The organism is Colwellia sp. 5_MG-2023 (assembly GCF_030547795.1).
In the GTDB taxonomy this organism is placed as follows: Bacteria; Pseudomonadota; Gammaproteobacteria; order Enterobacterales; family Alteromonadaceae; genus Colwellia.
Genome location: NZ_JAUOPW010000007.1, coordinates 107,549 through 132,012 on the forward strand (window position 1 = coordinate 107,549; position 24,464 = coordinate 132,012).

A 24,464-nucleotide genomic window follows, 5' to 3' on the forward strand; every position below is an offset into this window, starting at 1 on the left:
TTTTAAGCTTTATTATGCGCGTTTATTGTCCTTTATAAGCTTAATATTTTATGGCTAAAATAAGTAATCGTTTTTGGTTTCAGCTTCACGGCTGGTTTTCATTACCCGTTTGGATCATCTTCTGCTTTGTATGCCTTACTGGTACTATTTCTGTGCTTAGTCATGAAATAACATGGCTTACAAATAATAATGCCCGTGCGACTAACCCTGAAAATCTTGTCGAGAAACCTACTGCTGAGCTTATTTCAATAGTACAAAAAGCCTACCCCAGCGCGAAAATTACAACGGTGATGACTTTTGAACCCTATTTAGTAAATGCTGTAATTTTTACCGATAAAGATAAACCTTATGCTATTGCCTATGTAAATCAATATACTGGCGACATTCAATCAATCAATGAAGGCTTAATCTTTACAGACTTTATGCGTTCATTACATGGCTGGTTACTCTTTCCATGGCATGGCAGCTATAGTGTTGGATATTATTTGGTCTGTGCTATGGCGATAGTTATGTTAGGTGCATTAGTAACAGGGCTAATTATTTATAAAAACTTTTGGCGTGCATTCACTCAGCCTAAACTTCGATTTACTCAAGGAAAAAAAACACTACTCGCTGATTTACATCGTTTAGCTGGAGTTTGGTCAATATGGTTTTTAATGCTAATGAGCCTCACCGGCTTATGGTATTTGGTACAAGCTATTTTATGGCATGCCGATTATGATATTGAACCACATGCTCCTATTGCACAGGTGTCACAGTTACCGTTAAATACAGTAGAGTCTGCTGCTAAGCTTGCCATTAACGATATTCCTCGTCCAAATTACACTTTAGATAATGCGGTAGAAATAGCCAAGCAACAATTTCCTGATTTTCATACTACTTATGTAATGTTACCCGAGCATAATCGAGATACTTTTAAAGTTTATGGTAGCGGAGACTTTATTTTCTATGATCAATATTCTTATGGGCTTGTGATCAATCCATGGACAGGTGCCATTGAAAGTGAAAGAGCACCCGATAAAATGACGTTATTACAAACCTTATCTCATATTGCTGATCCTCTTCATTACGGTACTATTGGTGGAATATGGACAAAAATAATCTGGTTTATTTTTGGCATGATATTAACAGGCATGTCAATTACAGGATTTTTAATGTGGGGAAGCCGTACCATTAAAGCCAGTAAAACGGAGCAAGTAACCATACACCATAAGAAAATAACAGCTCAGGAAATACAATAATGGCAAGAGTTAACAATACTATTTGGAATCGCTATAAATATAAATTGAATGGCTTAGTCTTAATTTTGCCTTTTATTTTTCTTTATCAATCATTAACACCTAAATTTCCACCAACTTGGCAACCTAAAGACGTAGGCAGCTTTTCGGTTACTCCAATGCCTTACAACCTTGATGCTCCCTATTTGCATCATGACACCTATACTAAAGATTTCTTTCTGATATTTACTAAAGGAGATATCAATAATATTCGCCAAGCTTATTTTACCTTAGGAAAGGAGCCTCTTTCGTTAGCAAAGCTTGAAATGGGTGACGAAGGAATATTACACGGTAGTATACATGGACAAGAAGTACATGCTATTAGCCCTAAAAAATTAACCGCTGAGGATAAAGCTTGGTTAACCATTGAAGATTGGCAAGGTGAGGTCATTATCGCTAGCTGGGACTTACCTAAGTCATTACTACAGTATAAATAGCTTACTTATTCAACTAAACTACAGAATTTCAGTGGTAATTAGGCTGGTGAAGCAAAGTATTCGAGGATAATAGATTAGTTCGCTATCAGTTAATAACGTATGCTGAATAGTTATCCCCTCACCAAAAAATGATATTAGCAGTGATTCAACAATATCACTGCTATAGCGATATATTATGTTATTAAAATTAAATGAACCACCTAGGTTCATTTAATTTATCAGTACACTTGCTCTGTTGAGCTGTTGAGCTTAACGTTTAAACTCTGATGTTTTGCTCCACTGAGGCCAAACATTTTCTTTCGATAATTCATAACCAACTTCAAAGAATGCTTGCATGTCTTCTACCGCGCCAGACAGATCCCAAGCGTCGCTATATTCATCACATAAATTATGATAGCACTTACTTAAGCTCTCGCTCAGTTCAGCACGCAAGGCTTTAGTTGCTTCATCTACTGGTGTTTTACCTGTTTTTGCATAAAGAGCAGGAATACCTATATTAGCAAAAGCAAAGTGGTCTGAACGATAGTAAATCCCCGCGGCTGGGCGTGGATCGCCTGCAATGGTGCGCCCTTGTTTCTTGGCTGCAACCGTAAGGAAGTTGTCTAATTCTGATTGCCCTAAACCATAAACAGACACATCACTACTTCGTCCATCAACACCCAAAGCGTCCATATTAATATTAGCTACTGTTTTAGCTGCTGGAATAACTGGATTTGCCGCATAGTATTTAGAACCTAATAAGCCTTGTTCTTCTGCTGTTACAGCCATAATAGTAATTGAACGTTCGGGTGCAACAGGAAGTTTAGCAAAAGCTTCAGCTACTTCAATAAGCGCCCCTGTTCCTGAGGCATTATCAACGGCACCATTATAAACTTGGTCACCGACTAAACTTTCATCTTTACCTAAATGATCCCAGTGTGCTGTATAAATAATGTGTTCATCTGGGGTACTACTCCCCGGTAAAGTCGCGATAAAGTTATATGAAACCGACTGTTTCACTGTATTCTTTACGCTAACTGATGCCGATAGATCGCCCATATCAACATGGTAACTACCCTTTGCAGCTTCTATTTTAGCTTGCTCAAAATTTAAACCGGCACGTTCAAATAACTCGGTAGCAACTTCACTGTTAATCCAACCTTCAACGGCTACACGTCCTTTATTTAGGTCTTCACGCACAAAACCAAATTGTGGCCCACTCCATGAATGCTCCACTACTGACCAACCATATGATGCCGGTGCAGTTTCATGAATAATAATTGCTCCTTCAGCACCTTGACGGCTAGCTTCCTCGTATTTATAAGTCCAACGACCATAATAAGTCATAGCATTGCCATTAAATAAATCAGGGTCTTGAGTCGCAAACCCAGGGTCATTCACTAAAATAACAACTGTTTTACCTTTTACATCTAAACCTTTGTAATCATTCCAGTTATATTCAGGAGCATTAACACCATAACCAACAAAAACTAATTCTGAATTTTTAAGCTGCTCAAAGTCACTAATACGGCTAGTACCCATTACCATTTCTTCACCATACTGATAATCTTTACCATTGATTGATAAAGTCATATCTGGTGAAGCTTCAATAGATACCATAGGCACTTCTTGTAAGAAGCTATCGCCATTACCCGGTTGAAAGCCAATGGCCGTCAATTGCTTTGTTAAATAATCAAGCGTTAACGCTTCACCTTTAGTAGAAGGAGCTCTGCCCTCAAACTCATCAGAAGAAAGCACTTTAATGTGCTCAATTAATTGCTCTTTATTAATACTATTATAACTAGCAGTGACATCCGCCGCCGTATTAGTTGTTGCAATATTATTAGTAACACAACCACTTATTACAGCAGAAACAAGTAAAGTTAAACCGATTGTTTTTTTCATTAAATTGATTCTTTTATTTAAAATGACATAATTGATTATAAACAAATATTTTCATTATTAGGTATATTTACTAACAAATAATATGTTGTTTAAATAGTTAATTGTAAAGACACTCAGACAACAACAATTAATCGTAATCTTCACTACCTGAAACAACAATTTGATTTCGCCCGCGATCCTTAGCCAAATAAAGTGCATTATCTGCATCACTCATTTGTTTTGAAAAACTATCTTGGCTATCAAAAACGACACCAAAACTAACACTAATCGATATTTCAGCATCGCCTGCTGGTATACTAGATACTGCTACTTCACGACGAAAGTCATCTAACTTATTGTACAGTTGATCAGAGTCTAAACCATGCAATAAAATACCAAACGTACCTCCACCTAAACGGGTAGTTAAACCGCCACCAAAATATTTACGCATATATAAAGCTAATACTTTTAACACTTGATCACCCGTGTCATGGCCGTAAGTGTCGTTAACTTTTTTGAAGTGATCGATGTCAAATACCGCTAAGCAATAAGGAACGTTTCGCTTAGCGTATTCAACGATACGCTGCTCTGAATTTTTAATGAATGTTCTGCGGTTCGATAATTCAGTTAAATAGTCTGTATTTGCTGTATGTTGAATTTTTGCAATATTGTTCAAACTCTCAATATTTTGAGTTATCCGACAATAAAACTCTTCTGGACAAAAAGGCTTTCGTAAAAAGTCATCGGCACCATTTTTAATAAATCGTGCTGAATGACTCCCGTTTTCTGCTCCTGAAATACCAACAATTGCTAGTTGCTCTCTCGTATACTTTTTGCGTATTTCATTGGTTAAGGTAATACCATTCATAACTGGCATTTCTAAATCGGTCACCACCAATTTAATATGTTTATGCTCGGCTAACTTTTCTAAGGCTTCTACGCCATTATTTGCAGTGTACACGGTAAAATTACGACGTTTTAATAACTCTACAATGTGAGTGCGGGCAGAGGAGGAATCATCCACCACTAGAATTTCATTATCACTATTAGTCTGTTGCCAATGCAGTATGCGCTTTAAGTATAAAAATGCTTGGCTATTTTCTTTAGTAATATAATCAATAACAGGTTGAGCTAAGATTTTTTGTCTTGTAGCATCATCCATTTTACCAGTCATGACAACGCTAGGAATCTTGTGAGATAGCACATAGGCGATAGCTTCACCGTCTAGCGCATCAGGTAAAGAAAAGTCAATTGTCGCTGCAAAAAAATCGGTATCACCCGATAGAATCTCTTCAACTTGGGCTAACGTCGTAGCCATAACAACTTCATAGTTTAACGATTGCGCTATTTGTTTAATAACGGTTGCAATAGGTTTACTGTCTTCTACTACCAATAATCTTTGTGACATTCTAACGCCCTTCCTAGTTATTTTTAGCTCTTGATACACCCTACTAAACTGCTTGTAAATTAGCATACTCAACGACTAGCCACTTACTCCCAACATCAGTAAAGTTAACCTGAATTCGAGATTGCGCTCCACTTCCTTCATAATTTAGCACAACACCTTCACCAAACTTCGCATGTTTAACTTGTTGCCCTAATTTAAACCCAGTATTCGCAAATGTTTCTAAGGTAAAAGTATTAGAAAATTTACCAACGGCTTTGGGTTTAACCACTTGGTTTTGTAAACGAATTTCGTCAATACAATCTTCAGGTAGTTCACGTAAAAAACGACTGGCTTTATGAAATTTTTCTTGTCCGTAAATCCGACGACTTTCTGCATGACATAAGTATAGCTTACTCATGGCCCTTGTCATGCCAACATAGCATAAACGTCGCTCTTCTTCTAAGCGCCCAATTTCTTCCACTGATTGCTGTGATGGAAACATGCCTTCTTCAAGACCGGCGATAAATACCAACGGAAATTCTAATCCTTTCGCAGAATGCATTGTCATTAATTGTACAGCGGCTTCAAATTCATCAGCCTGAGATTCGCCAGACTCTAACGCTGCATGCGTTAAGAATGCGGTTAATGGCGTTAGCTCTTCAGTTAATTCTGGATCACTATTAAATGTTTGGCAAGCCGTAACTAATTCATTTAAGTTTTCAATACGTTGTTCTGCACGTTCGCCTTTTTCAGCTTGGTACATTGCTTTCAACCCTGAATGCTGAACAACAAAATTAGCCTGCTGATCTAAGTCTAAATCGGTCGAATCATCTTCAAGTTGATTGATTAACTGAATAAAATGAGTGATAGTTTTAGCACTACGACCTTTCAGCTGCTCAGCTTGCAGCATTTGTTGACACGCTTGCCACAAGGTCACTGCTTGGCTTCTTGCCGCATCACGAATTAACGCCACTGTTTGATTACCAATCCCTCGAGTAGGGGTGTTAATAATACGTTCAAAGGCCGCATCATCATCTCTATTATTAATTAATCGCAGATAAGCTAAAGCATCTTTGATTTCTTGACGTTCGAAAAAGCGTTGTCCGCCATAAATACGATACGGCAACTGTCTTTGTAATAACGCTTCTTCCATCAAACGTGATTGCGCATTAGAACGGTATAAAATGGCAACCTCGTCAAGCTTACCGCCATCATCACGCCATTTTTTGATACAGCCAACAATAAAGCGTGCTTCATCTATTTCATTAAAAGCGGTATAAACAGAGATCTTTTCTCCAGCTTTATCATCAGTCCATAACTCTTTGCCTAGGCGATTATTATTGTTACTAATTAACTGATTCGCCGCATTAAGAATATTCGCCGTAGAACGATAGTTTTGCTCCAAACGAATGGTTTGAACATCATCAAACTCATTCGTAAAGCGCTCAATATTTTCAATACGTGCACCGCGCCAGCCATAGATAGATTGATCATCATCACCAACAATCATTACTTTAGATGTCGCACGACCTAACATAGTTAACCATGCATATTGAATAGCATTGGTATCTTGAAATTCATCAACTAATACATGGCTAAAACGTTGTTGATAGTGAGATAATAGTTCTGGATTATTAAGCCAAAGTTCATGGGCGCGTAGTAATAATTCAGCAAAATCAACAAGGCCCGCACGATCACAAGTCTCTTGATAAGCTTTATATACTTTAACAAAAAGCTCTTCACTAGGGTCAAATTGTGCATCAATATGTTGTGGTCTTAACCCTTCGTCTTTTTTTCCATTGATATACCAAACAAATTGTTTAGCTGGCCATTTTTTTTCATCCAATTCTAAAGAGCGAATAATACGTTTAATCAATCGCAGTTGGTCGTCACTATCTAATACTTGAAAGCTTTGTGGTAACTTTGCTTCTTGAAAATGCATACGCAATAATCGATGGGCTAAACCATGAAAAGTGCCTATCCACATACCGTGGGTATTACCACCAGTGACCTCTTCTACCCTAGCACGCATTTCTGCTGCAGCTTTATTGGTGAAAGTTACTGCTAAAATAGAATGTGGGGCTGCTTGCTCAACTTGCATCAACCAAGCTATACGCTGTACTAATACCCGTGTTTTACCCGAACCAGCTCCCGCTAACACCAACATATTTTGTTTTGGCGCTGCAACTACTTCACGCTGTTTATCGTTTAAAGAGTCGAGTAATTCTGAAACATCCATCGAGGAAACCTTTCACTTTTGAAGAGTAATAATAAAAATAACAACAGTATAGCACTGGACTTATATACAGTCAGTTAAATATTTACGTGACTAGCAACGTCTATATTTGATTAAGTTGAGTAATTTTACTCAATTCAATATGGGGTAATACGGTAATAGGCTTACCAACATCATAACAAGATAACCAAGCTGCTTGACAACCGGCCTGAAGTGCTCCTTGAATATCAGCACGACCACAATCACCTACATGCAGCAACTGAGATGATTTAATAGCGAGTTTATGACAAGCTAGCTCAAACATATCACTCATCGGTTTTTGTCTTAATAAAGTGCCGTCAGCTTGCCAGCCCGCATGATAAATATGTTGAAAATAGTCAGCTATACCTAATGCCTTGGTATCGACATTACCATTACTAATAGCAACAAGAGGATATTGTTCACTTAAACTCGCCAAGAGTGCCTTACTTGCTTCCGGTACAATAAAATCGCTACGCAACGCCACAAAGTAATCTAACGCCGTTTGTGCCTCTTGCTCAGCAGCGTTTTCAGTTAAACCAAGTGCCATAAAACCAAGGCGATAAGTCACCAACCTAATTCGAACTACGTCATGGACTAAATTAGGCTGCGCTAACACCGCTTGCTGACGAAATGTGTTCCAAAACCGGTGATCTAACACTAGATGCTGACTTACTACTGCTTTACTAAGGACAGCTAAATTAGCAAAATAGGCAATCATTTTCTTTTCAATCGCCACCATCACTGGCTTATTACTGTAGAGAGTATCGTCTAAATCAAAACTGATCGCTTTTATGTTAGTTAAACGTCGATAAAACTTCATGCTTTTCCATAGGCAGTAAATCTAATATAAGATCTGCGCGTAAGTCTCTTAAATTGCTAAATGCTGTGTTAATAACTTAGCGACTAATCGCTTGAATTGACTTAATAATAAAGTATCCATTCGTGGATCAAAATGATGGGCATCATTACTACTAATAGCTAAGAATCCTAACTCTTTTTCTTCATAAGCCAGCTTGACTAACACAACTGAACCCGCACAGTTTTGCGAGAAAATTAACGCTTGCTCACTTTGCTGTAAACGACCAAAATAATAATCGCTATTACTTAAACGATTTTGCATTACACCTGTACAATCATTTTTAGACAAGGTTTCATGTTTAATTGTTGTCGCATCAAGTAAATATAATTTAAAGGCTGATAAAGATAACAATTCCGTTGTTGTTTGTGCTAAACAGTCTAGCAATTCACTCGCAGATTGGCAGTCAATCAAGCGCAGATACAAGTCACTATAAAGCATAAATAAACCTTCATTATGATTTGCTACTGATAGTAACTGAGTAATTTCGTCTTCTAAATTATGTACTTTCTGTCTTAACTGCTGCTGTTGCCTTTCCACTAGTGAAACAGTACCTCGATGTGAATCATTTAGTCTTAACCCGGTCATCAAATCATTATTACGATTGAAAAAATCAGGATTATCTTGCAGGTAAGCACTAACTAACTCATCAGTAAGCGGCAGGTCATCGACATTGGTCATTGTTGGTTCATTTTTCATATTAATATCTTATTCATATTATTCATATTATTCATATTATTCATATTATTCATATTATTCATATTATTCATTATTCAGCTTACTCACGTTTTATTCTCTTCATTGAAAGTACACAGCGTATAAATGAACCTGCGATCCTTCAATAACGAAAGTGAAAAAACGTAAAAGATAGATGATTATATCGACAGTTGCCCGTCAAACACGTGTACTGCTGGTCCAGACATTTTTACGGGATGTCCTGGCCCCTTCCAGTAAATTCTTAATTTGCCACCCGGTAATTCAACAGTCACTTGTTTACTTAATTTATTTTGCATTTGCCCGATCACAACAGCTGCACAAGCGCCGCTACCACAAGCCAGTGTTTCTGCTGCGCCTCGCTCATAGACACGCAATTTGATTTGATTAGCCGCAACTACTTCCATAAAGCCAACATTAGCTTGCTCAGGAAAACGTTCATGTAATGACAACTCTTTACCTAAACGCTCCACCGGAGCTGAAAGCACATCATCTACCGTAACAACACAATGAGGATTGCCTAACGAAACCGCCCCGCAAAGTACTGTTTCAGATGCACTACGTAGAATGTAGGTGCCCTCAGCTTTTTGTGCCGTAAATGGAATTTTGGCAGGTTCAAATTGTGGTACTGGCATAGTCACAGAGATATTGCCATCACGCTCTACAAACAATGTGAGTTTACCCGACGCCGTTGAAACTCGAATTTTATTTTTATTACATAAGCCTTTCATACGGACAAATCGCGCAAAACAACGGGCGCCATTTCCACATTGGTTCACCTCACTACCATCCGCATTAAAAATTCGATAATGAAAGTCTAAATCGGGATCATAAGGTGGTTCAACTATCAATAATTGGTCAAAACCTACACCAAAATTTCTGTCCGCTAATTTTGCTATTTGCTCATTAGACAAATAAGCATTTTGCGTAACATTGTCTAACACCAAAAAGTCGTTGCCTAAACCATGCATTTTAGAAAAATTCACTAACATTATGGCTGTTTCTCAAGTTTTTCAGTTACCGGCGTAGATGATTCTTCTACAACTGATTTTACTTCTACATCGGCTGCTTCAACTTGATATAAAGCACCTTTTGAACCACACGCAGCAAGGGTTATGCTTAGTAAAAAACCGAGAAAGAAAAAAGAAAAATGTTTAATTAGATGCATGAGTACCAGTATTTGCCATGAAAGTCGTTTAAATCAAGCTTTTCGACTTAACTTAATGGGTATTTATTTTATCGTATTGCTATTATACTCATATGCTGATTCACCAAACAACAAAAGAAAGCTAATGAACGATAGCCAATATAATTTAATCGCAGAAGATTTGTTACTTGCTGTTGAAGAAGCCATTGAAGAAAGTGGCGTTGATATAGACTATGAAGGTGTTGGTGGTTTGTTAACACTGACCTTTAAAAATAGTACCAAAATCATTATTAATAAACAGGCTCCTTTGCATGAGATCTGGATCGCCACAAAATTTAATGGCCATCATTTCACCTATTCTGACAGCGAAGAAATATGGGTAGATAAACGTGGTGGTGATGAGTTTTGGCAATTTTTGTCAAACGCGGTCAGTATACAAGCCGAAACTGAAGTAACCCTTTCCTCAGAATAATTTAGCCCTTGGGAACAAGAAAAAATGACAACAGTAAGAATAGCAACACGAAATAGCGCCCTAGCTTTATGGCAAGCCGAATATGTAAAAGCACAATTAGAACATTTTCATCAAGACATTAATGTTGAACTTGTCCCTATGACAACTAAGGGCGATATTCTGCTAGATACTCCATTGGCAAAAGTTGGCGGCAAAGGGCTTTTCGTTAAAGAATTAGAAGTTGCTATACTAGAAAACAGAGCAGACATTGCTGTACATTCAATGAAAGACGTTCCAGTCGACTTCCCAGAAGGCTTAGGGTTAGAAGTAATTTGCCCACGAGAAGATCCACGAGATGCTTTTGTTTCTAATACCTTTTCTACGCTAAGTGAATTACCACAAGGTTCAGTTGTTGGCACATCAAGTTTACGCCGTCAATGTCAACTAAAAGCCAAACGTCCTGATTTAGAAATTCACGATTTACGCGGTAATGTTAATACACGCCTTAAAAAACTTGATGAAGGACAGTACGACGCAATTATTTTAGCGGCTGCTGGATTAATTCGTTTAAAAATGAGTGACCGCATTGCTCAATATATAGAACCTGAAGAAATGTTACCCGCCAATGGTCAAGGTGCTGTAGGTATTGAATGTCGCATTAATGACGACACCATTAAAACGTTATTAGCACCGCTTGAATGTTCTACTACTCGTACACGAGTATTAACCGAACGTGCAATGAATAAAGCATTAGAGGGTGGTTGTCAGGTACCCATTGCTAGTTACAGCGTAATTTCTGAAGACGGTAAAGAAGTCTACTTACGTGGTTTAGTTGGCGCTATAGATGGCAGTGAAATAATTGAAAGTGAGATTACAGGGCCTGTAGCGCAAGGCGAAACACTAGGAAATACCTTAGCGCAAGAGTTATTAAGCCGTGGTGCAGATAGAATCCTAAAAGAAGTTTATGCAACAAATAGCAATAACTAACCTGTACTTAAACCTGTAACTCATAAAACACTGCTCAATAAAAGCCATGTTTAATAACGCTATACCCAATAAAAATAATACGCTGAACGTTTTAATAACGCGGCCAACACAGAAAGCGCAAGCACTTGCTAAGTCGCTTGCTAATATTAATATTGCCTGCGTAAACCAACCCTTGTTTGATTATCAGCCCTTAGCTGATCATCAAACAAGTAAACGCTTATTAACAAATAATAATATTATTATTTTTGTTAGTGTTTCTGCTGTTGAATTTGCGACAAAAATGATTTCAGTAAATCAATGGAAATATAAAAAAATTATCGCGGTTGGTCGAGCAACAAAAGAAGCTTTACAGCAGCTTGGCATCAACAATATTCTGTGCCCAGAACAAGAAAACAGCGAAGGTTTATTGACGCTGCCAGTGTTAAGTAAGAAATTTCATCACGAACCTATAACCATAGTACGAGGCGCCAGCGGTAGAGAGCATTTGGCAGAGCAATTAACTAAACAAGGTGCAATAGTCACCTATTTAGAAAGCTATCAATGTGTATGGCGAACATTTACCGAAGACATAAGTAAACAGTGGTTTAAACAGCAAATAAATTGTATTGTCGTTACCAGTAACGCTATATTAGAAAAACTTATTCAGTTAACTATTGTTCAACAAGAGCATCTTGAAGCACAACAGTTAGCAGCATATTGGCGTAGTCAATGTGTGTGGGTTGTCGCTAGCCAACGTATTGCTAACACAGCAAGGCAATTTGGTTTAACTCACGTTATAATAAGCAATGGTGCGAATAAAGACGCAATCATCAACACGTTAAAGCAAGTCGAAAATGCTAAATAACGCTGTAATTATTAAGTAATGGATTAGATTAGGCCTATATTAGGCTTATTTTAGCAAGTGGGATAAATAATGACTGAATCAAAAACGCCGTTAACTTCAGATAAAGTAAACGAAACCACCACTAAAGTCAGTTTAGACAAAGATACTACGAAGCAAAACAAAGTAAACAAAAGTGATACAAAGAAATCACCACCAAATAACAATGCATCTAAAGTATCTAAATTAGCAATATTTGCTCTGCTTATCGCCATTACAGCGCCAGCAGCGCATTATTATTGGCAACAATTACAAACAGAAGAATTAACTCAAACACTTACCAATAAAGTCGTTCAAGAAAATAGTGCCGCGTTAACACGTTATCAGAATAAAACGCAGCAAGCATTAACCAGTCAAGAGCGAAGCTTCACCAAGCAATTACAGCAGGTTGCGGCAAACATTAATAGCGCCAATCAAGCCACAATCGCAGAGCTCAGTACAAAAATACAACAACTTGAAGCAGGCATTAAAGAACGTCAACCTAGTGATTGGTTATTACATGAAGCCGAGTATTTAATTCGTATTTCTTCACGTACCTTATGGTTAGAACATGATACTCGAGCCGCTATTGGTTTATTAAAAGATGCTGACGCTCGTTTAACCGAGTTAAATGATCCGGCTTTTTTACCTGTACGTGAAGTAATTCGTCAAGATATTAATGCTTTAGAGTTAATGCCGACTCTAGACACCGATGAAGTAATATTAACCTTAATGGCAATGAACAAAGAAGTATCTCAGCTGCCATTAGCTATCGTAGATTTAGGTAAAGAAGAAAAAGCAACAGATATTGACCTGTCGGATAATATCAATGACTGGCAAACTAATTTAGCCAAAACGTGGCAAAAATTTTTAAATGACTTTATCAGAGTTCGTCAAAGAACAGGCACTGTAGAAGCATTAATATCACCTAACCAACAAGAAAACCTACAGCAAAATTTAAGTTTAAAAATTCAATTCGCATTATGGGCAGCCAGTGAACGTAAAGGTGATGTTTATCAACAAGCATTAGTTGATATTCAACAATGGCTTAATGAGTTTTTCGATATGGAAAATACTATTAACCAACATTTTTTAGCTTCGTTGAAAAATTTAAAAAACAAACAAGTGTCTTATGATTATCCAAGTGAATTAGGCTCATTAACAGCGATTAGAGCCACACTAAGAAGTCAGCAAAATAAACCATCAATGCCTGCAAAAGCACAACAAGACGATACGGAAACTGAGCCTCAAGCAGAAATAGAAACCGCGCCGGCAAAAGCACCAACACCTGCTAAGCAACAGCAAGAACCACAAAGCGAGGGCAGCATATGATCCGTTTTATCATCATCATTGTACTTTTCTTTGCAATGTTGGCCTTAAGCCCTCTTTTAATTGATGAAAAAGGTTACATTCTAATTGCTATGGGTGAAACCATCATTGAGTTAACCGTACTTTCAGCTTCTATCTTGTTTATGCTGTTCGCTATTAGCGCTTTTGTTATTTTCAAAATGCTACGCGGTGGATTTAACATCAGTTTTAAAGCATGGCGTACCGTTGCTTTCGCTGGCCGTAAACGTGGTATTGCTAACTTCAATAAAGGTTTAACCGCCTACATGCTGGAAGATTATCAAAATGCGGAACAGCTGTTTGCCAAAAGTGCAGAGCCTGCCAAACGCCAACAAAGTGCTTATTTACTTGCCGCGGCCGCCTCGGCAAAACAACAATTAGATGCTAATACTAATCATTATTTAGCTCTGCTCGAAACGGTATCGGCTAAAAATAGTGATTCAGATCTTGCCAGTGTTATTGTAAAAATCAAACTACTCATGAACCAAGATCGTAGCGAAGCTTATGCGAAAGCACGCGCTTTAATTGATGAAAACCATAAACAAATTGGCCACGATGTACGACTACTCGCCTTAGAAATTGATTTATGCTTAATTGAGAAACGTTTTGAAGCCGCCGTAAATTGGTTAACATCAGCCCGTAAGCAGAAAAGTATCGCCAATGATGTACTTCAAGCTTGGGAAGAACAAGCATATTACGGTGCCTTTAACGATATTATTACCAAGCAAAACCAGACAAGTTTACAAACATATTGGCAAGCGCTTGATCGGAAAACCAAACAACGTGAAGCGGTGTTATTTTCCTATTGTCAGGTTTTAGCTGAGCAAAACATTACTGACCCGTTAATTAATATAGTAACACCAATACTCAATAAAAAGCCCAGTATCCGCTTTTTAAAATATTTACGTACTCTACCTATAAAGCAAAGCGAATCACTTCTTGCTATCGCGCAGAAGCATCTACATAGTGATAAGCATAATGCACAGTGGTTAAGTTGTTTAGGCCATCTCGCAGTAATGTGTGAACAATGGTCAATGGCAGAAAAAGCATTTAGGAGCTTACTAAAACTTGAAGCTAATCATCAAGTAAAACAATACGACAAACAAGACTTGCAAGCATTTGCTAAAGCATTGATGGAAGAAGGACAACATAAAGCAGCAAATGAAGTGTGGGTTAAGGTTAACGATTGGCAGAATGATAATAATTAATAAACGTCTCTGATATAGCGCTGTTGCAATTGCAGTGTTTCAAGCATTGATTGACCGAGAATTTCAATCAATGCTTGGTGAACCCCTTCTCCCATTCCTGATAAACATCCGCAAACATAAATCACAGCACCCTCTTCAACCCATTCTTTTAAAGTATGCTGCTCATGTAATAATATATCTTGTACATACTTAGGGTATTTTCTATGGGTTAACCCCCTCTGATGAGCATCCTCTGAGCTCACCTGAGAGTAAGCACAATCAAGTTTAGTTAATTGTGATTCTTGTAAGGTGAATAATTGCTGATTAATCGGTAATACAGGATTACTGTTTCGCTCCCCAAAAATCAACCAACTGTCACCTGTTTTCTTATGTTTAGAAAAAGTACGCGCTGCTAATTGTGCTTTTAATCCAGCTAAACCACTACCAGCACCAATTAGTATAATTGGCTGGCTTTGGTCAATATTATGATGTGAACTAACATCTCTAATTTGGCCTTCAATAATATGACCAATCTCACAATCATGACTTAAAAATCCAGAGGCTAAGCCAAATGTATTTGCTGGCTCATCTTTTTCTACAAGACGCACAATAAGCTGCAATTCACCTTCTTGTGAGACAGAAGCTATGGAATAACTCCGCTTGTGTAAATAAGGTAATTTAATAAGTAATTGATCAAGTGTATATGAACAATTTTTTGGTAATTCCCTGGTAAGCAGCCAAGATCTCAGAGGTTGCTGATGCCCTTGATGTGTTAACCAGGTATTACCATTAAACTTATTTTTAAGTAGCCAACGCTCTACAATATCTGCTGATTGATGTGGTTGTATATCAATCAGATCACCTGCTTGCCACGTAGGAAACGGGCCAATACTTTTAAAGCTTAATTGAAATAACTTTTCATCATTACAATCTGGGTTAAGTAATATACGTTGGGTTAATTGCCAATATTGCAGTGACTTTATTGCTGGATTTAAGGTTAACTCATGATCTATTTTTATCCAGCTAGGTGTGATATCAGCAAGTTTTGTGGTTTGTTCGTTATAATTATCAACCGTGATAACATCACCCAATGATTGGGCGCCTGCACTTAACATGGTTTGATTTATTTGATAACCAAAAGCACAGAATTCAGGGTATGCCCTATCACCTAAAGCGATAACAGAATACTCTAAATGGTTTAATGGATTATTTGCTAAAGCCTTGGCTAGTTTAGTAAATAAACTGCCGTTATCAGGTGCTTCACCATTTCCATAAGTACTGACCACAAACAGTATTTTTTCAATATTACATAAATGTTCAAGTGTTAATGCATTTAGGGCAATAACACTTGAATTTTCAGATAAATTTAACGCCGTTGCACATCGCTTTGCAATTGCTTGCGCATTACCTGTTTGACTTGCATAAGTAATTAATATTGATGCGTCGGGCTCTAGCTTGCGATAAAGCCGTGCACGATGTAAACGCCACATGGCAAAACACAATGCTAGCCATGTAACACTTAAAACAACAATTAAATACAAACTCTGCATAGATAAACTTCGATCGCGCTTTGGTTATAATTTAAAAAAACGTTAAATCAACAAATACTTAATTACAAAGGTAACACAGCAAATGTTGCACCGTAGCTACCCGTACGCATAGTCGCAGGAGCTTTTGCTTTATCGTCTTCATATTCAGCTTCAATTAAATACATTCCTGCTTCTGGCCATGTAATGCTGACATAACCTTTAGCATCAGTAACAACATCTATTTGATTCTGGTCATTACGGTAACGGGTATCACCCTTAACAATAGCGAGTTTAACGCCAGCTGCTGGTTCACCATGAAATAAGAACTTAAACTTAGCCGCTTCGCCCACAAATAAGTCATTTGGGTGAGTAACAGGTATTAGCTCTAGGCCTGAATTAGTCGGTTCGAATACTTTATCCGTTGGCTCACCTGAAGTAACAAATGTTTCCAAACGACGGTAGCTATCAGATACTTTTAATGAATCAGCACTTTTAGGTACTTCCGTGGCAAAATCAGCTGCATTAGCCTCTTTACCACGAGCTGGCCATCTTTTACGTTTACCTTCTTTATCTTTCCATGAAGCACGTAATCCGCCCGAAGCATAACCAATTTTATAAGTACCTTCGGTTACTAAGTTCAAATCAAACGTTGAGCGGTATTTTCCTGTATGTGCATTAACAGCCTCAATTAATTTACCTGTAGGATCTTGAACCATTAACCCTTTCATACGTAGCGGTACATGCTCAGGTACAAATAAAGAATTTGAAACTGCCGCGTCAAATGTTACCCAAGGTGCGTCACCTGATAAATTAGTTGTGCTTGGTACGATCCACGCTCGGTGAGCATTGGCGCTAAAACTTAACCCTACTATCATACCAATCGACAATAGCGCTTTTAATGGTGTATATATTTTCATTGTTTTCTTCCTTTAATAATTACGGTGTATTACTGTGGATTATATAAACTGACGTTAATTTACTTGAATAAGAACATCGCCTAACTCTGAATTACCAGAGGCTTTCAATGGATAATCACTGGCCTTTATTGGCCAAGTTAGTGGAATATTTACCACTTCTTTACCGCCAACTTCCCTAGAGGCTTCAATACGTAATTGATAATCACCAGCCGCTAACGCTTTTAGCTCTTTCGCATTCAAATCAACCGAAATAGTGTGTTTACCCGCACCTTTAGTTGCAGAGGTTAAACCATCAAATGGTTGTTCTGCTTTTCTGCCAATACGTCTCCACCACTGACGAATATCTTTTAACCACTTTGCGCCTTCATTATCTTTCATGTCTAGGTCATACCATAAGGCGATCTGAGTCGCTTTACGGTTGCTATCTTCTAACCATATAGCAACATAAGGTCTGTGGTATTCAGCAACATTCATACGTGGTATTTCAACTTCTATTAGCAATTGATTACTTGCTGCATTTGAAACACCACTAAAAACAGTACTTAAAGCAAGCGTTAACAAAAGCGCTATGCTAAATAAAATATTACGATTCATTGATTTTCCTTTTAAATACGATGATTAGTGTAAACTCATTAAAATAATAATGAGTGGTAAAAGTACGCCTAACGACACCATGGGCCAAGTAGACAAACGAAATCCTGATTGTTTATAAAGCAACCACAAGCCACTTAAACAAAAAACAATAGAAATAACAGCGAATATATCGATAAACCAACGCCAAGCTTCATTGGTATAACGTCCTTTATGTAAATCATTAAAGAAAGAAATCCAGCCTCGATCAGTACGTTCATAAATTAATTCACCACTTTCAATATCAACTGAAAGCCACGCATCTACACCAGGATTTGGCATAGCTAAATAGAACTCTCCATCACTAAGCTCACCTTGTAAGCCGCCTTTAATCGTTAAATTATGCTCACCAGCTAAATATTCACGAACATCATCTGGTAACACATTTTGGTGTTTTTCAAGAGAGCGCCAAGCTTGTAATATAGACTCTGGTAGCTCAGTCTCAATAGTCGTGATATCTGAATTCGCAGGAATATCTCCTGCGTGATTCAATGTGATTCCCGTCCATGAAAAAAACAACATACCAATACTACAAATAGCTGCACTTATCCAATGCCACTGACGTGCGCTACCTAATGCTATTTTCATATGCTGTACTTCACTATTTTGACTAACCTTAAAATCATATTAGCTTGGTATTATACGTATGTATTTAGAAAGATGCGTTAACACTAACCCAAAAACTACGTGCTTTATCCTTAATGTTATAATCATCTGTAAAGATAACTTCATCATCGTCATACGAATATAAGCCGTCGTTATCTAAATCAACATAACTTGTCGTATACGACGTAAAATCTTCATCAAGTAGATTATTTACACGTAAATTAACGGTTAAGTTATCCGATATTTTATAACGAGCGCCAAGATTTATTGCGCTATAGTTTTTATAATAAAGTGGTTTATCTAAAATGCTATTCCAATCTCTGTAACGATCTGAACGTATTTCAATTTGAAGGTACGTATTCAGTTTTTCAGTAATTGACCAGTCGGTACTAATATTAGCCATATGTTCAGCAGTATTCGTTAAAGGCTGACCAGCATTTGAACCACTTTTTTGTTCACTATCTGTCCATGTGTAGTTGGCACTAACATTCCAATCATCAGTAATTGAAACTCGACCCGCAACTTCAACACCTTGGATATCCACTTTGTCGATATTAATTTTTTGACTGTAAGTAGTGTAACCTAATGAATCATAGGCACCTAAATTCACACAAGGACGTACATTATTAGTCGTTACACAACTTTGAATGGTATCACCTCGAGCAATTTTATCTTCAAATTTAGTATTGAAATAAGTAATATTGAAATTATGGCCTTTATCGCTATCACTCCAATATAACGCTATTTCACTATTTACACTCGTTTCAGGTGTTAACTCTGGATTTCCGGCAAATGGCGATGTTCCTTGACCGCCAAAACCAGTAATACCATCATAAAGATCAGTTGTTTGCGGTGTTTTAAAACCAGTACTCACACCACCTTTAATTGTCCAATTATCTGATAATGTATAAACAGAATATAAACGTGGTGACACATTACTACCAAATACATCATGATTATCGTAACGAATACCTGCTGTGATGGTTAACGGCTCAATAATAGTCCAGTTATCTTCAATAAATAATGCATACATATCTTGTTCTTGTACACCATTAACTTGGTCATCTTCCAGACCAAATACACCATCAAGTAGCTCGCCTTGTGTAACTTGAGTACCAATAACAAAAGTGTGGTAGCCTGCCAGGTTTTCTACAGGAATATCTAAACGTGCATCTAAGGTATATTGACTACTTTCTAAAGGGCGTTGATTTCTTGGTAAAAATGTTTCTGCGGCTAATGCTTTTCGATCCTCTTCAGCCATACCAGCGTAATCACCAGTGGCATAAAACATTTCGCCTAACAATTCACGTTCAGATACACTTAACGGCATAGTACGGCCATTATTCTGAGTATCTACATACGCTAAAGAAACAAATGCACGACCAAAGTCAAAATCACCATTATATGTTAATGACCACCACTGGCGATCAAATTCTTGTTCAGCTGCATAGCCCGCACGTGGGTTTACTTGGCCATTTCTCTCTGCCCAAATTGATTCGATATTATCTTTAGTACCTAATGGGTAGCTAATTTCGCCACTCTCAATATCGTAAGTTGGGGTGTTGTCATATTCTTGGTGAGAGTTGTCATAATCAAAACGCACTCGATGATTTTCACCTGGTGTCAACGAGAGTGAAAATCCATATTGTTGATTCGTATTATCAACGGTTTTACCACCACTACCAAAACCTAATGAACGGTAATGTACGTCACCATTTGAATCAGTTGCCGGTTCAAATTCTGGTGAAGAAGCTAAACGTTCATAAATACTACCGCGTAAGCTTAAGTCCAATAGGTCTTTAATTAATGGACCCATCACTGAAAAATCAGTTGTAATATCATCACCAAATTGATCGTCACTTTGCATGCTACGCCCAAAACTTAGCGAGCCTGACCATTTTCCTTGTGATTTTTTAGTAATGATATTAATTGCGCCACCTAAAGCATCGGCACCGTAAAGGGTTGATGCTGGACCACGAATCACTTCAACACGTTCAATAGAATCTAATGGAGGAATATGTCCAAACGCATTACCGCCAAAGTTATTAGGATAAATATCACCATGGTTATTTTGACGTTTGCCATCAACCAATATTAAGGTGTACTCACTAGTTAAACCACGCATACTAATTGAGCCTTGACCACTTTTGTCACGGCTTGTACCAATATCAACACCTTCTTGGTACTTAACTGCATCAAGTAATGTTGTAAATGGACGAGATTGAATATCTTCTGCAGTAATAATTGAAATACTTGCTGGTGCCGCGGTAAGTTTCTGCTCAAAACCTGTTGCAGTAACAACCATGCGTTCCACTGGCTCCACTGCTTTAGTATTTTTCGTATTATCTTCTTGTCCGTAAGCATTTGCACCACAAACCATAGCGATACATGCTGCCAAGGTTTGATACTTGAATTTATTATTCATTTGAGACCCTTGTTTTATAAGTTGTGTTTTATGTTGGTATTTTTTTATATGTTTTTATTGCGGGGCACTGTACAAAACAACAAGAGCAATGTCAATGATAACTATTACCATTTACATTCACTAAATAACCTATATTACATCTATAACTTTAATTGGAGTTAATGCCTAATTAGATTTTAAAAGTAATAAAAACACCTTAATCAACTTGTAATCATTGTGAGGTTATTTTTCTTATTTTGAGTGAGTTTTATCAAAGAATGAATAACATTTATAACACAGCTACAGAAAGCAAAGACTAAAATGACACGGTTATTTAATAATCGCATGAAATTAAAGAGTTAGAACATTTGATGAAGTATTTTGGGTAGTTTTAGGAAGGAATAAATTGAATCAAATTGTTGATACGCAGTACATCTTAGTACTGCGCTTACAGCTAACAGGTAGTTGCGTTATTTAAATAAAAGCAAATGCATCAGCATGCATATGCGCTAATAATGCACCGCGTTTAACAAAATCATCACGAATAACACCGACCATTTCAAAGCGCCCAGCAAGATAAATATCATAAGACTCTAGATTAATAATATCGTCCATAACTACTTGATGTACTAGGCCTTTTTTACCTTCCCAGCTGTCATTTTCACCAACATTTTCTATCGATATTAGCGCTGACACTGATCAACATGGCTCAACACGATTCATGTTAGATGCAGGTGGCAAACTTACTGAAGAATTAGGTTATCGTGCGGTACTGGTAAAGCAAGATGTTAAATTTGAACGTGAATACCAAAATGGTGAAGAACGTGAACGTGACCGTTTTCTTGGGTCATTAGTACTTGATTACGCTGTCACTGATAACTTATCAGTAAATGTATATTACGACCAAACTGATGACAAAGCTGGTTTAGATACTGGCGCTTGGTTAGACAGTAATGGCGATTTAATTGGTGCTGAAAAAACTATTTATGATTTTTCATGGGCATTTACGGATATTACTGTAAACAATATTGGGGGAAAGGTTACTTACTTCTTCACTCCTCAATGGTCGATAAAAGCTGGCTATAATGAGCAAACCTTTGAACGTCAACGTTTTGAGTCAACACCAATAAAACCGGATGATTATGTTGTAGGCGATAGTTATGAATCAAGACCTTATGATAGATTTGATGATTGGCAGTTTAAAACCGCTTTTGTTGATCTAACGGGTGAGTTTTCTATTGGCTCTACTGATCATCAAATATTAGTTGGTATGAATAAGCTTGATTATTATTATGATCAACTTCGTGTAGCGGTAGATTCTCCTTACGTTGGTTATGCTGATTATATTATAGGCCAAGCAGAGCCTATGATACCCGACGTAAGCTATAAGACAGATGATACCTTATCTGTTACCGAATATGATTATTACGGTTTTTACTTCCAAGATTTAGTAACACTTAATGAACATTGGCAAGTGACTTTTGGTGGTCGTTTTGATCAACAGAGAAGTGAAGGCGCTGACAGTGACTCATTTGTTCCTAAGTTTGGTGTTTTATATCATCCAATTGCCGATGCAACTGTATATGTGAATTATTCTGAAGGTTTTGAGCCAGCGTCTAGTGAGACTCTTGATAATGAAGACGATTTAAACCACGGCATGAAACTTGATGCTGTGACATCAGAGCAAATCGAATTAGGAGGTAAGTGGCAAATATCTGAGCGCCTACTTGTTGAAAGCGCTATCTTTGATATTAAAAAACGTGGAGCTTCAATTACTGAAACAATTACTGGTAACCCTGATTATAACTCGATAACCACTCAAGCTGGCTTACAACGTCACAAAGGTATTGAGTTATCAGCACAAGGTGCGGTTACAGACACATTATTCGTAATGGCCTCAACCATGTACCTTGATGCTGAATATGAAAAAGACGATAACTACGAAGGTAAAGCTCCTGTTGACGCGCCTAAGTGGTCTGCAAGTTTATGGTCTCGTTATGAGTTGACTGAGTCATTAGCACTAAATGGTGGTATTTTCTTCCAAGGTAAGCGCTTTGCTGACAGCGATAATGAAGTAGAAAAAGATGCTTATACGCGTCTTGATGTAGGTGCAACTTACAGTACTAAGGTATCAGATGTTGGTTTAGACTTCCGTTTTAACATTGAAAACTTACTGGATACTGACTACCTTGCTGGTGGTGGCGTAAGCTCTGTTACCGTGGGCGATGGCAGAACCGCACGCTTTGAAGTTAAAGCCTCTTTTTAAACCTTTTTAACTTTGTTTAAATAACCTGAAAGCTTGATCTATAAGTAACACAATAACACTTATTTTCTAGCTTTCAGGTTACCATTCAAATGATGGCACGCTACAGATTTCACTATTCAATTATCTTATTATAATGCTCTGTAACCCAATTAAATACATTGATGTATTGAAACCATAAAAATTAGTAACGACTACATCTAAGCGTAACAGTACACATAGTACTATCTACATTACACGATGTAGCTTGGTAGCAAGACATTCCATTATCTCTTTCATAGACAGTTTCTAAAAAATTTCGTAAATTCTTATTAAATGCAGCACCGTTATTATGATGTAAATCAAAATTTGCCATGCTATTGCTTGTTGTTGCTGAACCGGCTATTTGGTTGCAAGTTGTTCCCGAGACTGCGCAAACCAGAGTGGTTCCACTAACGGTATTGATAATCTGAAATTGTAATGGCTGAGCCGTGGCGGTTTCCATATCTTGCTTAACTTGCTGGCCATTATCGCTATAACCCAATATATTGGCTATTATGTTTGTAATACCCTCAATTCGATTGATCCCTTTATCAATAATGTCTCCATCTTTATGCTTACCGCCTTTATTTAGAATGAACTGATTGTCAGTGCCGGTATTAACATCTTCAATTAAAACGTTATCGTTTAATGGCTCCACAGCCAATATTTGATTACATCCGGTATTATCACAACAACGTTCTTCTGTAGGATCACATTGATAAATAATTTTTTCATAAAATTTGTTTTCAATGTAAGCATTACGGAATGCCCAGAGAATATCATTGGCTTGTTCATCTAATGAAAGACAATTATTTGTGCAGTTTGACACAAAATCATAATCTGCATGCACTAAAGTCCCTGTTAATTTTTCACGCACTCGTTTTACATGAACCTTATGCTCTTTGTTACTAGCATCCTTAAAATACATAGCCAAAACATCATAAGCGTAACTTTGCTGACAAATTCGATTATTACTTTGCAAGCTATCTAAACAATTATTGGCTTGTGCAAAATGAGGTGTAAATAAAAAAGAGATACTGATAATAAAAAGTAGTTTTTTCAACATATTCATTCCTTAAAATGTCGCTATTTTTAGTTTAACTTTGAATTTAGATACCCCATTTTAAATAGAGCATCAAAGAACCTTACTACAAAGGCGACACAAAGACAATCCAACAAAAAAAGTGAAATTCAATGTAAATCAATAGTAGACCATTACATCTGGTTGACTAGGGCGATTATTAGTCTTCAGAACGCTTTATTAATAAAACAACATAAAGCAAAGGTTAAAGTAACATAGCTATTGAATGATTGTGTAAAATTGA

Annotated in this window: 22 protein-coding genes; 8 read left to right on the top strand and 14 right to left on the bottom strand. The window is 37.3% G+C overall.

Annotation, left to right across the window (positions count from 1 at the left end):
* Nucleotides 1–50 precede the first annotated feature (50 nt).
* Complete coding sequence (locus Q4496_RS07610) at nucleotides 51–1,241, top strand: PepSY domain-containing protein (protein WP_215973034.1); 1,191 nt, start codon at nucleotides 51–53, stop codon at nucleotides 1,239–1,241.
* Complete coding sequence (locus tag Q4496_RS07615) at nucleotides 1,241–1,714, top strand: hypothetical protein (protein ID WP_303610188.1); 474 nt, start codon at nucleotides 1,241–1,243, stop codon at nucleotides 1,712–1,714. Before Q4496_RS07610 ends, Q4496_RS07615 begins: the two co-directional genes overlap by 1 nt.
* Nucleotides 1,715–1,963: 249 nt before the next feature.
* Here the strand turns inward: Q4496_RS07615 and Q4496_RS07620 are convergent, their stop codons facing one another.
* The 7 genes from Q4496_RS07620 to Q4496_RS07650 all read right to left on the bottom strand — a co-directional run bounded on the left by Q4496_RS07620 (nucleotide 1,964) and on the right by Q4496_RS07650 (nucleotide 9,959).
* The gene (locus Q4496_RS07620) at nucleotides 1,964–3,598 is read right to left on the bottom strand and encodes a M28 family metallopeptidase (protein WP_215973036.1); all 1,635 of its coding nucleotides are present in this window, start codon (nucleotides 3,596–3,598) and stop codon (nucleotides 1,964–1,966) included.
* A gap of 127 nt (nucleotides 3,599–3,725) precedes the next feature.
* On the bottom strand, nucleotides 3,726–4,985 hold the full coding sequence (locus tag Q4496_RS07625; RefSeq protein ID WP_215973037.1) for a response regulator: 1,260 nt from the start codon (nucleotides 4,983–4,985) through the stop codon (nucleotides 3,726–3,728).
* A 43-nt stretch (nucleotides 4,986–5,028) separates the two neighbouring features.
* Entirely contained in the window at nucleotides 5,029–7,203 is a 2,175-nt protein-coding gene (gene uvrD, locus Q4496_RS07630) for a DNA helicase II (protein ID WP_215973038.1), read from the bottom strand.
* Nucleotides 7,204–7,303: 100 nt separating this feature from the next.
* Nucleotides 7,304–8,041: an HAD-IA family hydrolase gene (locus Q4496_RS07635; RefSeq protein WP_303601998.1), complete on the bottom strand. Its 738-nt coding sequence runs from the start codon at nucleotides 8,039–8,041 to the stop codon at nucleotides 7,304–7,306.
* 48 nt (nucleotides 8,042–8,089) lie between these two features.
* Nucleotides 8,090–8,776: a DUF484 family protein gene (locus tag Q4496_RS07640; RefSeq protein WP_215973040.1), complete on the bottom strand. Its 687-nt coding sequence runs from the start codon at nucleotides 8,774–8,776 to the stop codon at nucleotides 8,090–8,092.
* 176 nt (nucleotides 8,777–8,952) lie between these two features.
* Nucleotides 8,953–9,783, bottom strand: coding sequence for a diaminopimelate epimerase (gene dapF / locus Q4496_RS07645; protein ID WP_215973041.1), 831 nt, complete (start codon nucleotides 9,781–9,783; stop codon nucleotides 8,953–8,955).
* Nucleotides 9,783–9,959: a lipoprotein gene (locus Q4496_RS07650; RefSeq protein WP_215973042.1), complete on the bottom strand. Its 177-nt coding sequence runs from the start codon at nucleotides 9,957–9,959 to the stop codon at nucleotides 9,783–9,785. Before Q4496_RS07650 ends, dapF begins: the two co-directional genes overlap by 1 nt.
* A gap of 124 nt (nucleotides 9,960–10,083) precedes the next feature.
* Between Q4496_RS07650 and cyaY the strand changes: the two genes are divergently transcribed.
* The 5 genes from cyaY (at nucleotide 10,084) to Q4496_RS07675 (ending at nucleotide 14,790) form a co-directional block, all read left to right on the top strand.
* Nucleotides 10,084–10,410 (top strand): iron donor protein CyaY, encoded by a 327-nt coding sequence (gene cyaY / locus Q4496_RS07655; RefSeq protein WP_215973043.1) that lies wholly within the window; start codon nucleotides 10,084–10,086, stop codon nucleotides 10,408–10,410.
* Between the two features lie 24 nt (nucleotides 10,411–10,434).
* A complete protein-coding gene (gene hemC / locus Q4496_RS07660; RefSeq protein ID WP_303610189.1) occupies nucleotides 10,435–11,376 on the top strand; it encodes a hydroxymethylbilane synthase in 942 nt (313 codons plus the stop codon).
* Between the two features lie 46 nt (nucleotides 11,377–11,422).
* A complete protein-coding gene (locus Q4496_RS07665) occupies nucleotides 11,423–12,220 on the top strand; it encodes a uroporphyrinogen-III synthase (protein ID WP_215973045.1) in 798 nt (265 codons plus the stop codon).
* 69 nt (nucleotides 12,221–12,289) lie between these two features.
* Nucleotides 12,290–13,567 carry a uroporphyrinogen-III C-methyltransferase gene (locus tag Q4496_RS07670; protein ID WP_303602000.1) on the top strand — a complete coding sequence of 426 codons (1,278 nt, stop codon included), beginning with the start codon at nucleotides 12,290–12,292 and terminating at the stop codon, nucleotides 13,565–13,567.
* Nucleotides 13,564–14,790, top strand: a complete 1,227-nt coding sequence (locus Q4496_RS07675; protein WP_215973047.1) for a heme biosynthesis HemY N-terminal domain-containing protein — start codon at nucleotides 13,564–13,566, stop codon at nucleotides 14,788–14,790. Before Q4496_RS07670 ends, Q4496_RS07675 begins: the two co-directional genes overlap by 4 nt.
* Here the strand turns inward: Q4496_RS07675 and Q4496_RS07680 are convergent.
* The 6 genes from Q4496_RS07680 to Q4496_RS07705 all read right to left on the bottom strand — a co-directional run bounded on the left by Q4496_RS07680 (nucleotide 14,787) and on the right by Q4496_RS07705 (nucleotide 21,551).
* Nucleotides 14,787–16,319 (bottom strand): flavodoxin domain-containing protein, encoded by a 1,533-nt coding sequence (locus Q4496_RS07680; RefSeq protein ID WP_303610190.1) that lies wholly within the window; start codon nucleotides 16,317–16,319, stop codon nucleotides 14,787–14,789. The genes Q4496_RS07675 and Q4496_RS07680 overlap by 4 nt on opposite strands.
* A 62-nt stretch (nucleotides 16,320–16,381) precedes the next feature.
* On the bottom strand, nucleotides 16,382–17,215 hold the full coding sequence (locus Q4496_RS07685) for a DUF4198 domain-containing protein (protein ID WP_215973049.1): 834 nt from the start codon (nucleotides 17,213–17,215) through the stop codon (nucleotides 16,382–16,384).
* A gap of 54 nt (nucleotides 17,216–17,269) precedes the next feature.
* Nucleotides 17,270–17,809 carry a DUF2271 domain-containing protein gene (locus Q4496_RS07690; protein WP_159816836.1) on the bottom strand — a complete coding sequence of 180 codons (540 nt, stop codon included), beginning with the start codon at nucleotides 17,807–17,809 and terminating at the stop codon, nucleotides 17,270–17,272.
* Nucleotides 17,810–17,833: 24 nt separating this feature from the next.
* Nucleotides 17,834–18,433 (bottom strand): PepSY-associated TM helix domain-containing protein, encoded by a 600-nt coding sequence (locus tag Q4496_RS07695; protein WP_159816834.1) that lies wholly within the window; start codon nucleotides 18,431–18,433, stop codon nucleotides 17,834–17,836.
* A gap of 64 nt (nucleotides 18,434–18,497) precedes the next feature.
* Complete coding sequence (locus Q4496_RS07700) at nucleotides 18,498–20,876, bottom strand: TonB-dependent receptor (RefSeq protein WP_303610191.1); 2,379 nt, start codon at nucleotides 20,874–20,876, stop codon at nucleotides 18,498–18,500.
* Nucleotides 20,877–21,329: 453 nt separating this feature from the next.
* Nucleotides 21,330–21,551 (bottom strand): hypothetical protein, encoded by a 222-nt coding sequence (locus tag Q4496_RS07705; protein WP_215973052.1) that lies wholly within the window; start codon nucleotides 21,549–21,551, stop codon nucleotides 21,330–21,332.
* 25 nt (nucleotides 21,552–21,576) lie between these two features.
* Between Q4496_RS07705 and Q4496_RS07710 the strand changes: the two genes are divergently transcribed.
* Nucleotides 21,577–23,121 (top strand): TonB-dependent siderophore receptor, encoded by a 1,545-nt coding sequence (locus Q4496_RS07710; RefSeq protein WP_215973053.1) that lies wholly within the window; start codon nucleotides 21,577–21,579, stop codon nucleotides 23,119–23,121.
* A gap of 181 nt (nucleotides 23,122–23,302) precedes the next feature.
* Here Q4496_RS07710 and Q4496_RS07715 read toward each other — a convergent pair whose 3' ends face one another.
* Nucleotides 23,303–24,205 carry a hypothetical protein gene (locus tag Q4496_RS07715; RefSeq protein ID WP_215973054.1) on the bottom strand — a complete coding sequence of 301 codons (903 nt, stop codon included), beginning with the start codon at nucleotides 24,203–24,205 and terminating at the stop codon, nucleotides 23,303–23,305.
* Nucleotides 24,206–24,464: the final 259 nt, after the last annotated feature.

Excerpts from the sequence above, each read along its gene's own strand:
- Q4496_RS07610 (WP_215973034.1), top strand. The coding sequence starts at position 51 with ATGGCTAAAATAAGTAATCGTTTTTGGTTTCAGCTTCACGGCTGGTTT.
- Q4496_RS07615 (WP_303610188.1), top strand. The coding sequence starts at position 1,241 with ATGGCAAGAGTTAACAATACTATTTGGAATCGCTATAAATATAAATTG.
- Q4496_RS07620 (WP_215973036.1), bottom strand. The coding sequence starts at position 3,598 with ATGAAAAAAACAATCGGTTTAACTTTACTTGTTTCTGCTGTAATAAGT.
- Q4496_RS07625 (WP_215973037.1), bottom strand. The coding sequence starts at position 4,985 with ATGTCACAAAGATTATTGGTAGTAGAAGACAGTAAACCTATTGCAACC.
- uvrD (WP_215973038.1), bottom strand. The coding sequence starts at position 7,203 with ATGGATGTTTCAGAATTACTCGACTCTTTAAACGATAAACAGCGTGAA.
- Q4496_RS07635 (WP_303601998.1), bottom strand. The coding sequence starts at position 8,041 with ATGAAGTTTTATCGACGTTTAACTAACATAAAAGCGATCAGTTTTGAT.
- Q4496_RS07640 (WP_215973040.1), bottom strand. The coding sequence starts at position 8,776 with ATGAAAAATGAACCAACAATGACCAATGTCGATGACCTGCCGCTTACT.
- dapF (WP_215973041.1), bottom strand. The coding sequence starts at position 9,783 with ATGTTAGTGAATTTTTCTAAAATGCATGGTTTAGGCAACGACTTTTTG.
- Q4496_RS07650 (WP_215973042.1), bottom strand. The coding sequence starts at position 9,959 with ATGCATCTAATTAAACATTTTTCTTTTTTCTTTCTCGGTTTTTTACTA.
- cyaY (WP_215973043.1), top strand. The coding sequence starts at position 10,084 with ATGAACGATAGCCAATATAATTTAATCGCAGAAGATTTGTTACTTGCT.
- hemC (WP_303610189.1), top strand. The coding sequence starts at position 10,435 with ATGACAACAGTAAGAATAGCAACACGAAATAGCGCCCTAGCTTTATGG.
- Q4496_RS07665 (WP_215973045.1), top strand. The coding sequence starts at position 11,423 with ATGTTTAATAACGCTATACCCAATAAAAATAATACGCTGAACGTTTTA.
- Q4496_RS07670 (WP_303602000.1), top strand. The coding sequence starts at position 12,290 with ATGACTGAATCAAAAACGCCGTTAACTTCAGATAAAGTAAACGAAACC.
- Q4496_RS07675 (WP_215973047.1), top strand. The coding sequence starts at position 13,564 with ATGATCCGTTTTATCATCATCATTGTACTTTTCTTTGCAATGTTGGCC.
- Q4496_RS07680 (WP_303610190.1), bottom strand. The coding sequence starts at position 16,319 with ATGCAGAGTTTGTATTTAATTGTTGTTTTAAGTGTTACATGGCTAGCA.
- Q4496_RS07685 (WP_215973049.1), bottom strand. The coding sequence starts at position 17,215 with ATGAAAATATATACACCATTAAAAGCGCTATTGTCGATTGGTATGATA.
- Q4496_RS07690 (WP_159816836.1), bottom strand. The coding sequence starts at position 17,809 with ATGAATCGTAATATTTTATTTAGCATAGCGCTTTTGTTAACGCTTGCT.
- Q4496_RS07695 (WP_159816834.1), bottom strand. The coding sequence starts at position 18,433 with ATGAAAATAGCATTAGGTAGCGCACGTCAGTGGCATTGGATAAGTGCA.
- Q4496_RS07700 (WP_303610191.1), bottom strand. The coding sequence starts at position 20,876 with ATGAATAATAAATTCAAGTATCAAACCTTGGCAGCATGTATCGCTATG.
- Q4496_RS07710 (WP_215973053.1), top strand. The coding sequence starts at position 21,577 with ATGTTAGATGCAGGTGGCAAACTTACTGAAGAATTAGGTTATCGTGCG.
- Q4496_RS07715 (WP_215973054.1), bottom strand. The coding sequence starts at position 24,205 with ATGTTGAAAAAACTACTTTTTATTATCAGTATCTCTTTTTTATTTACA.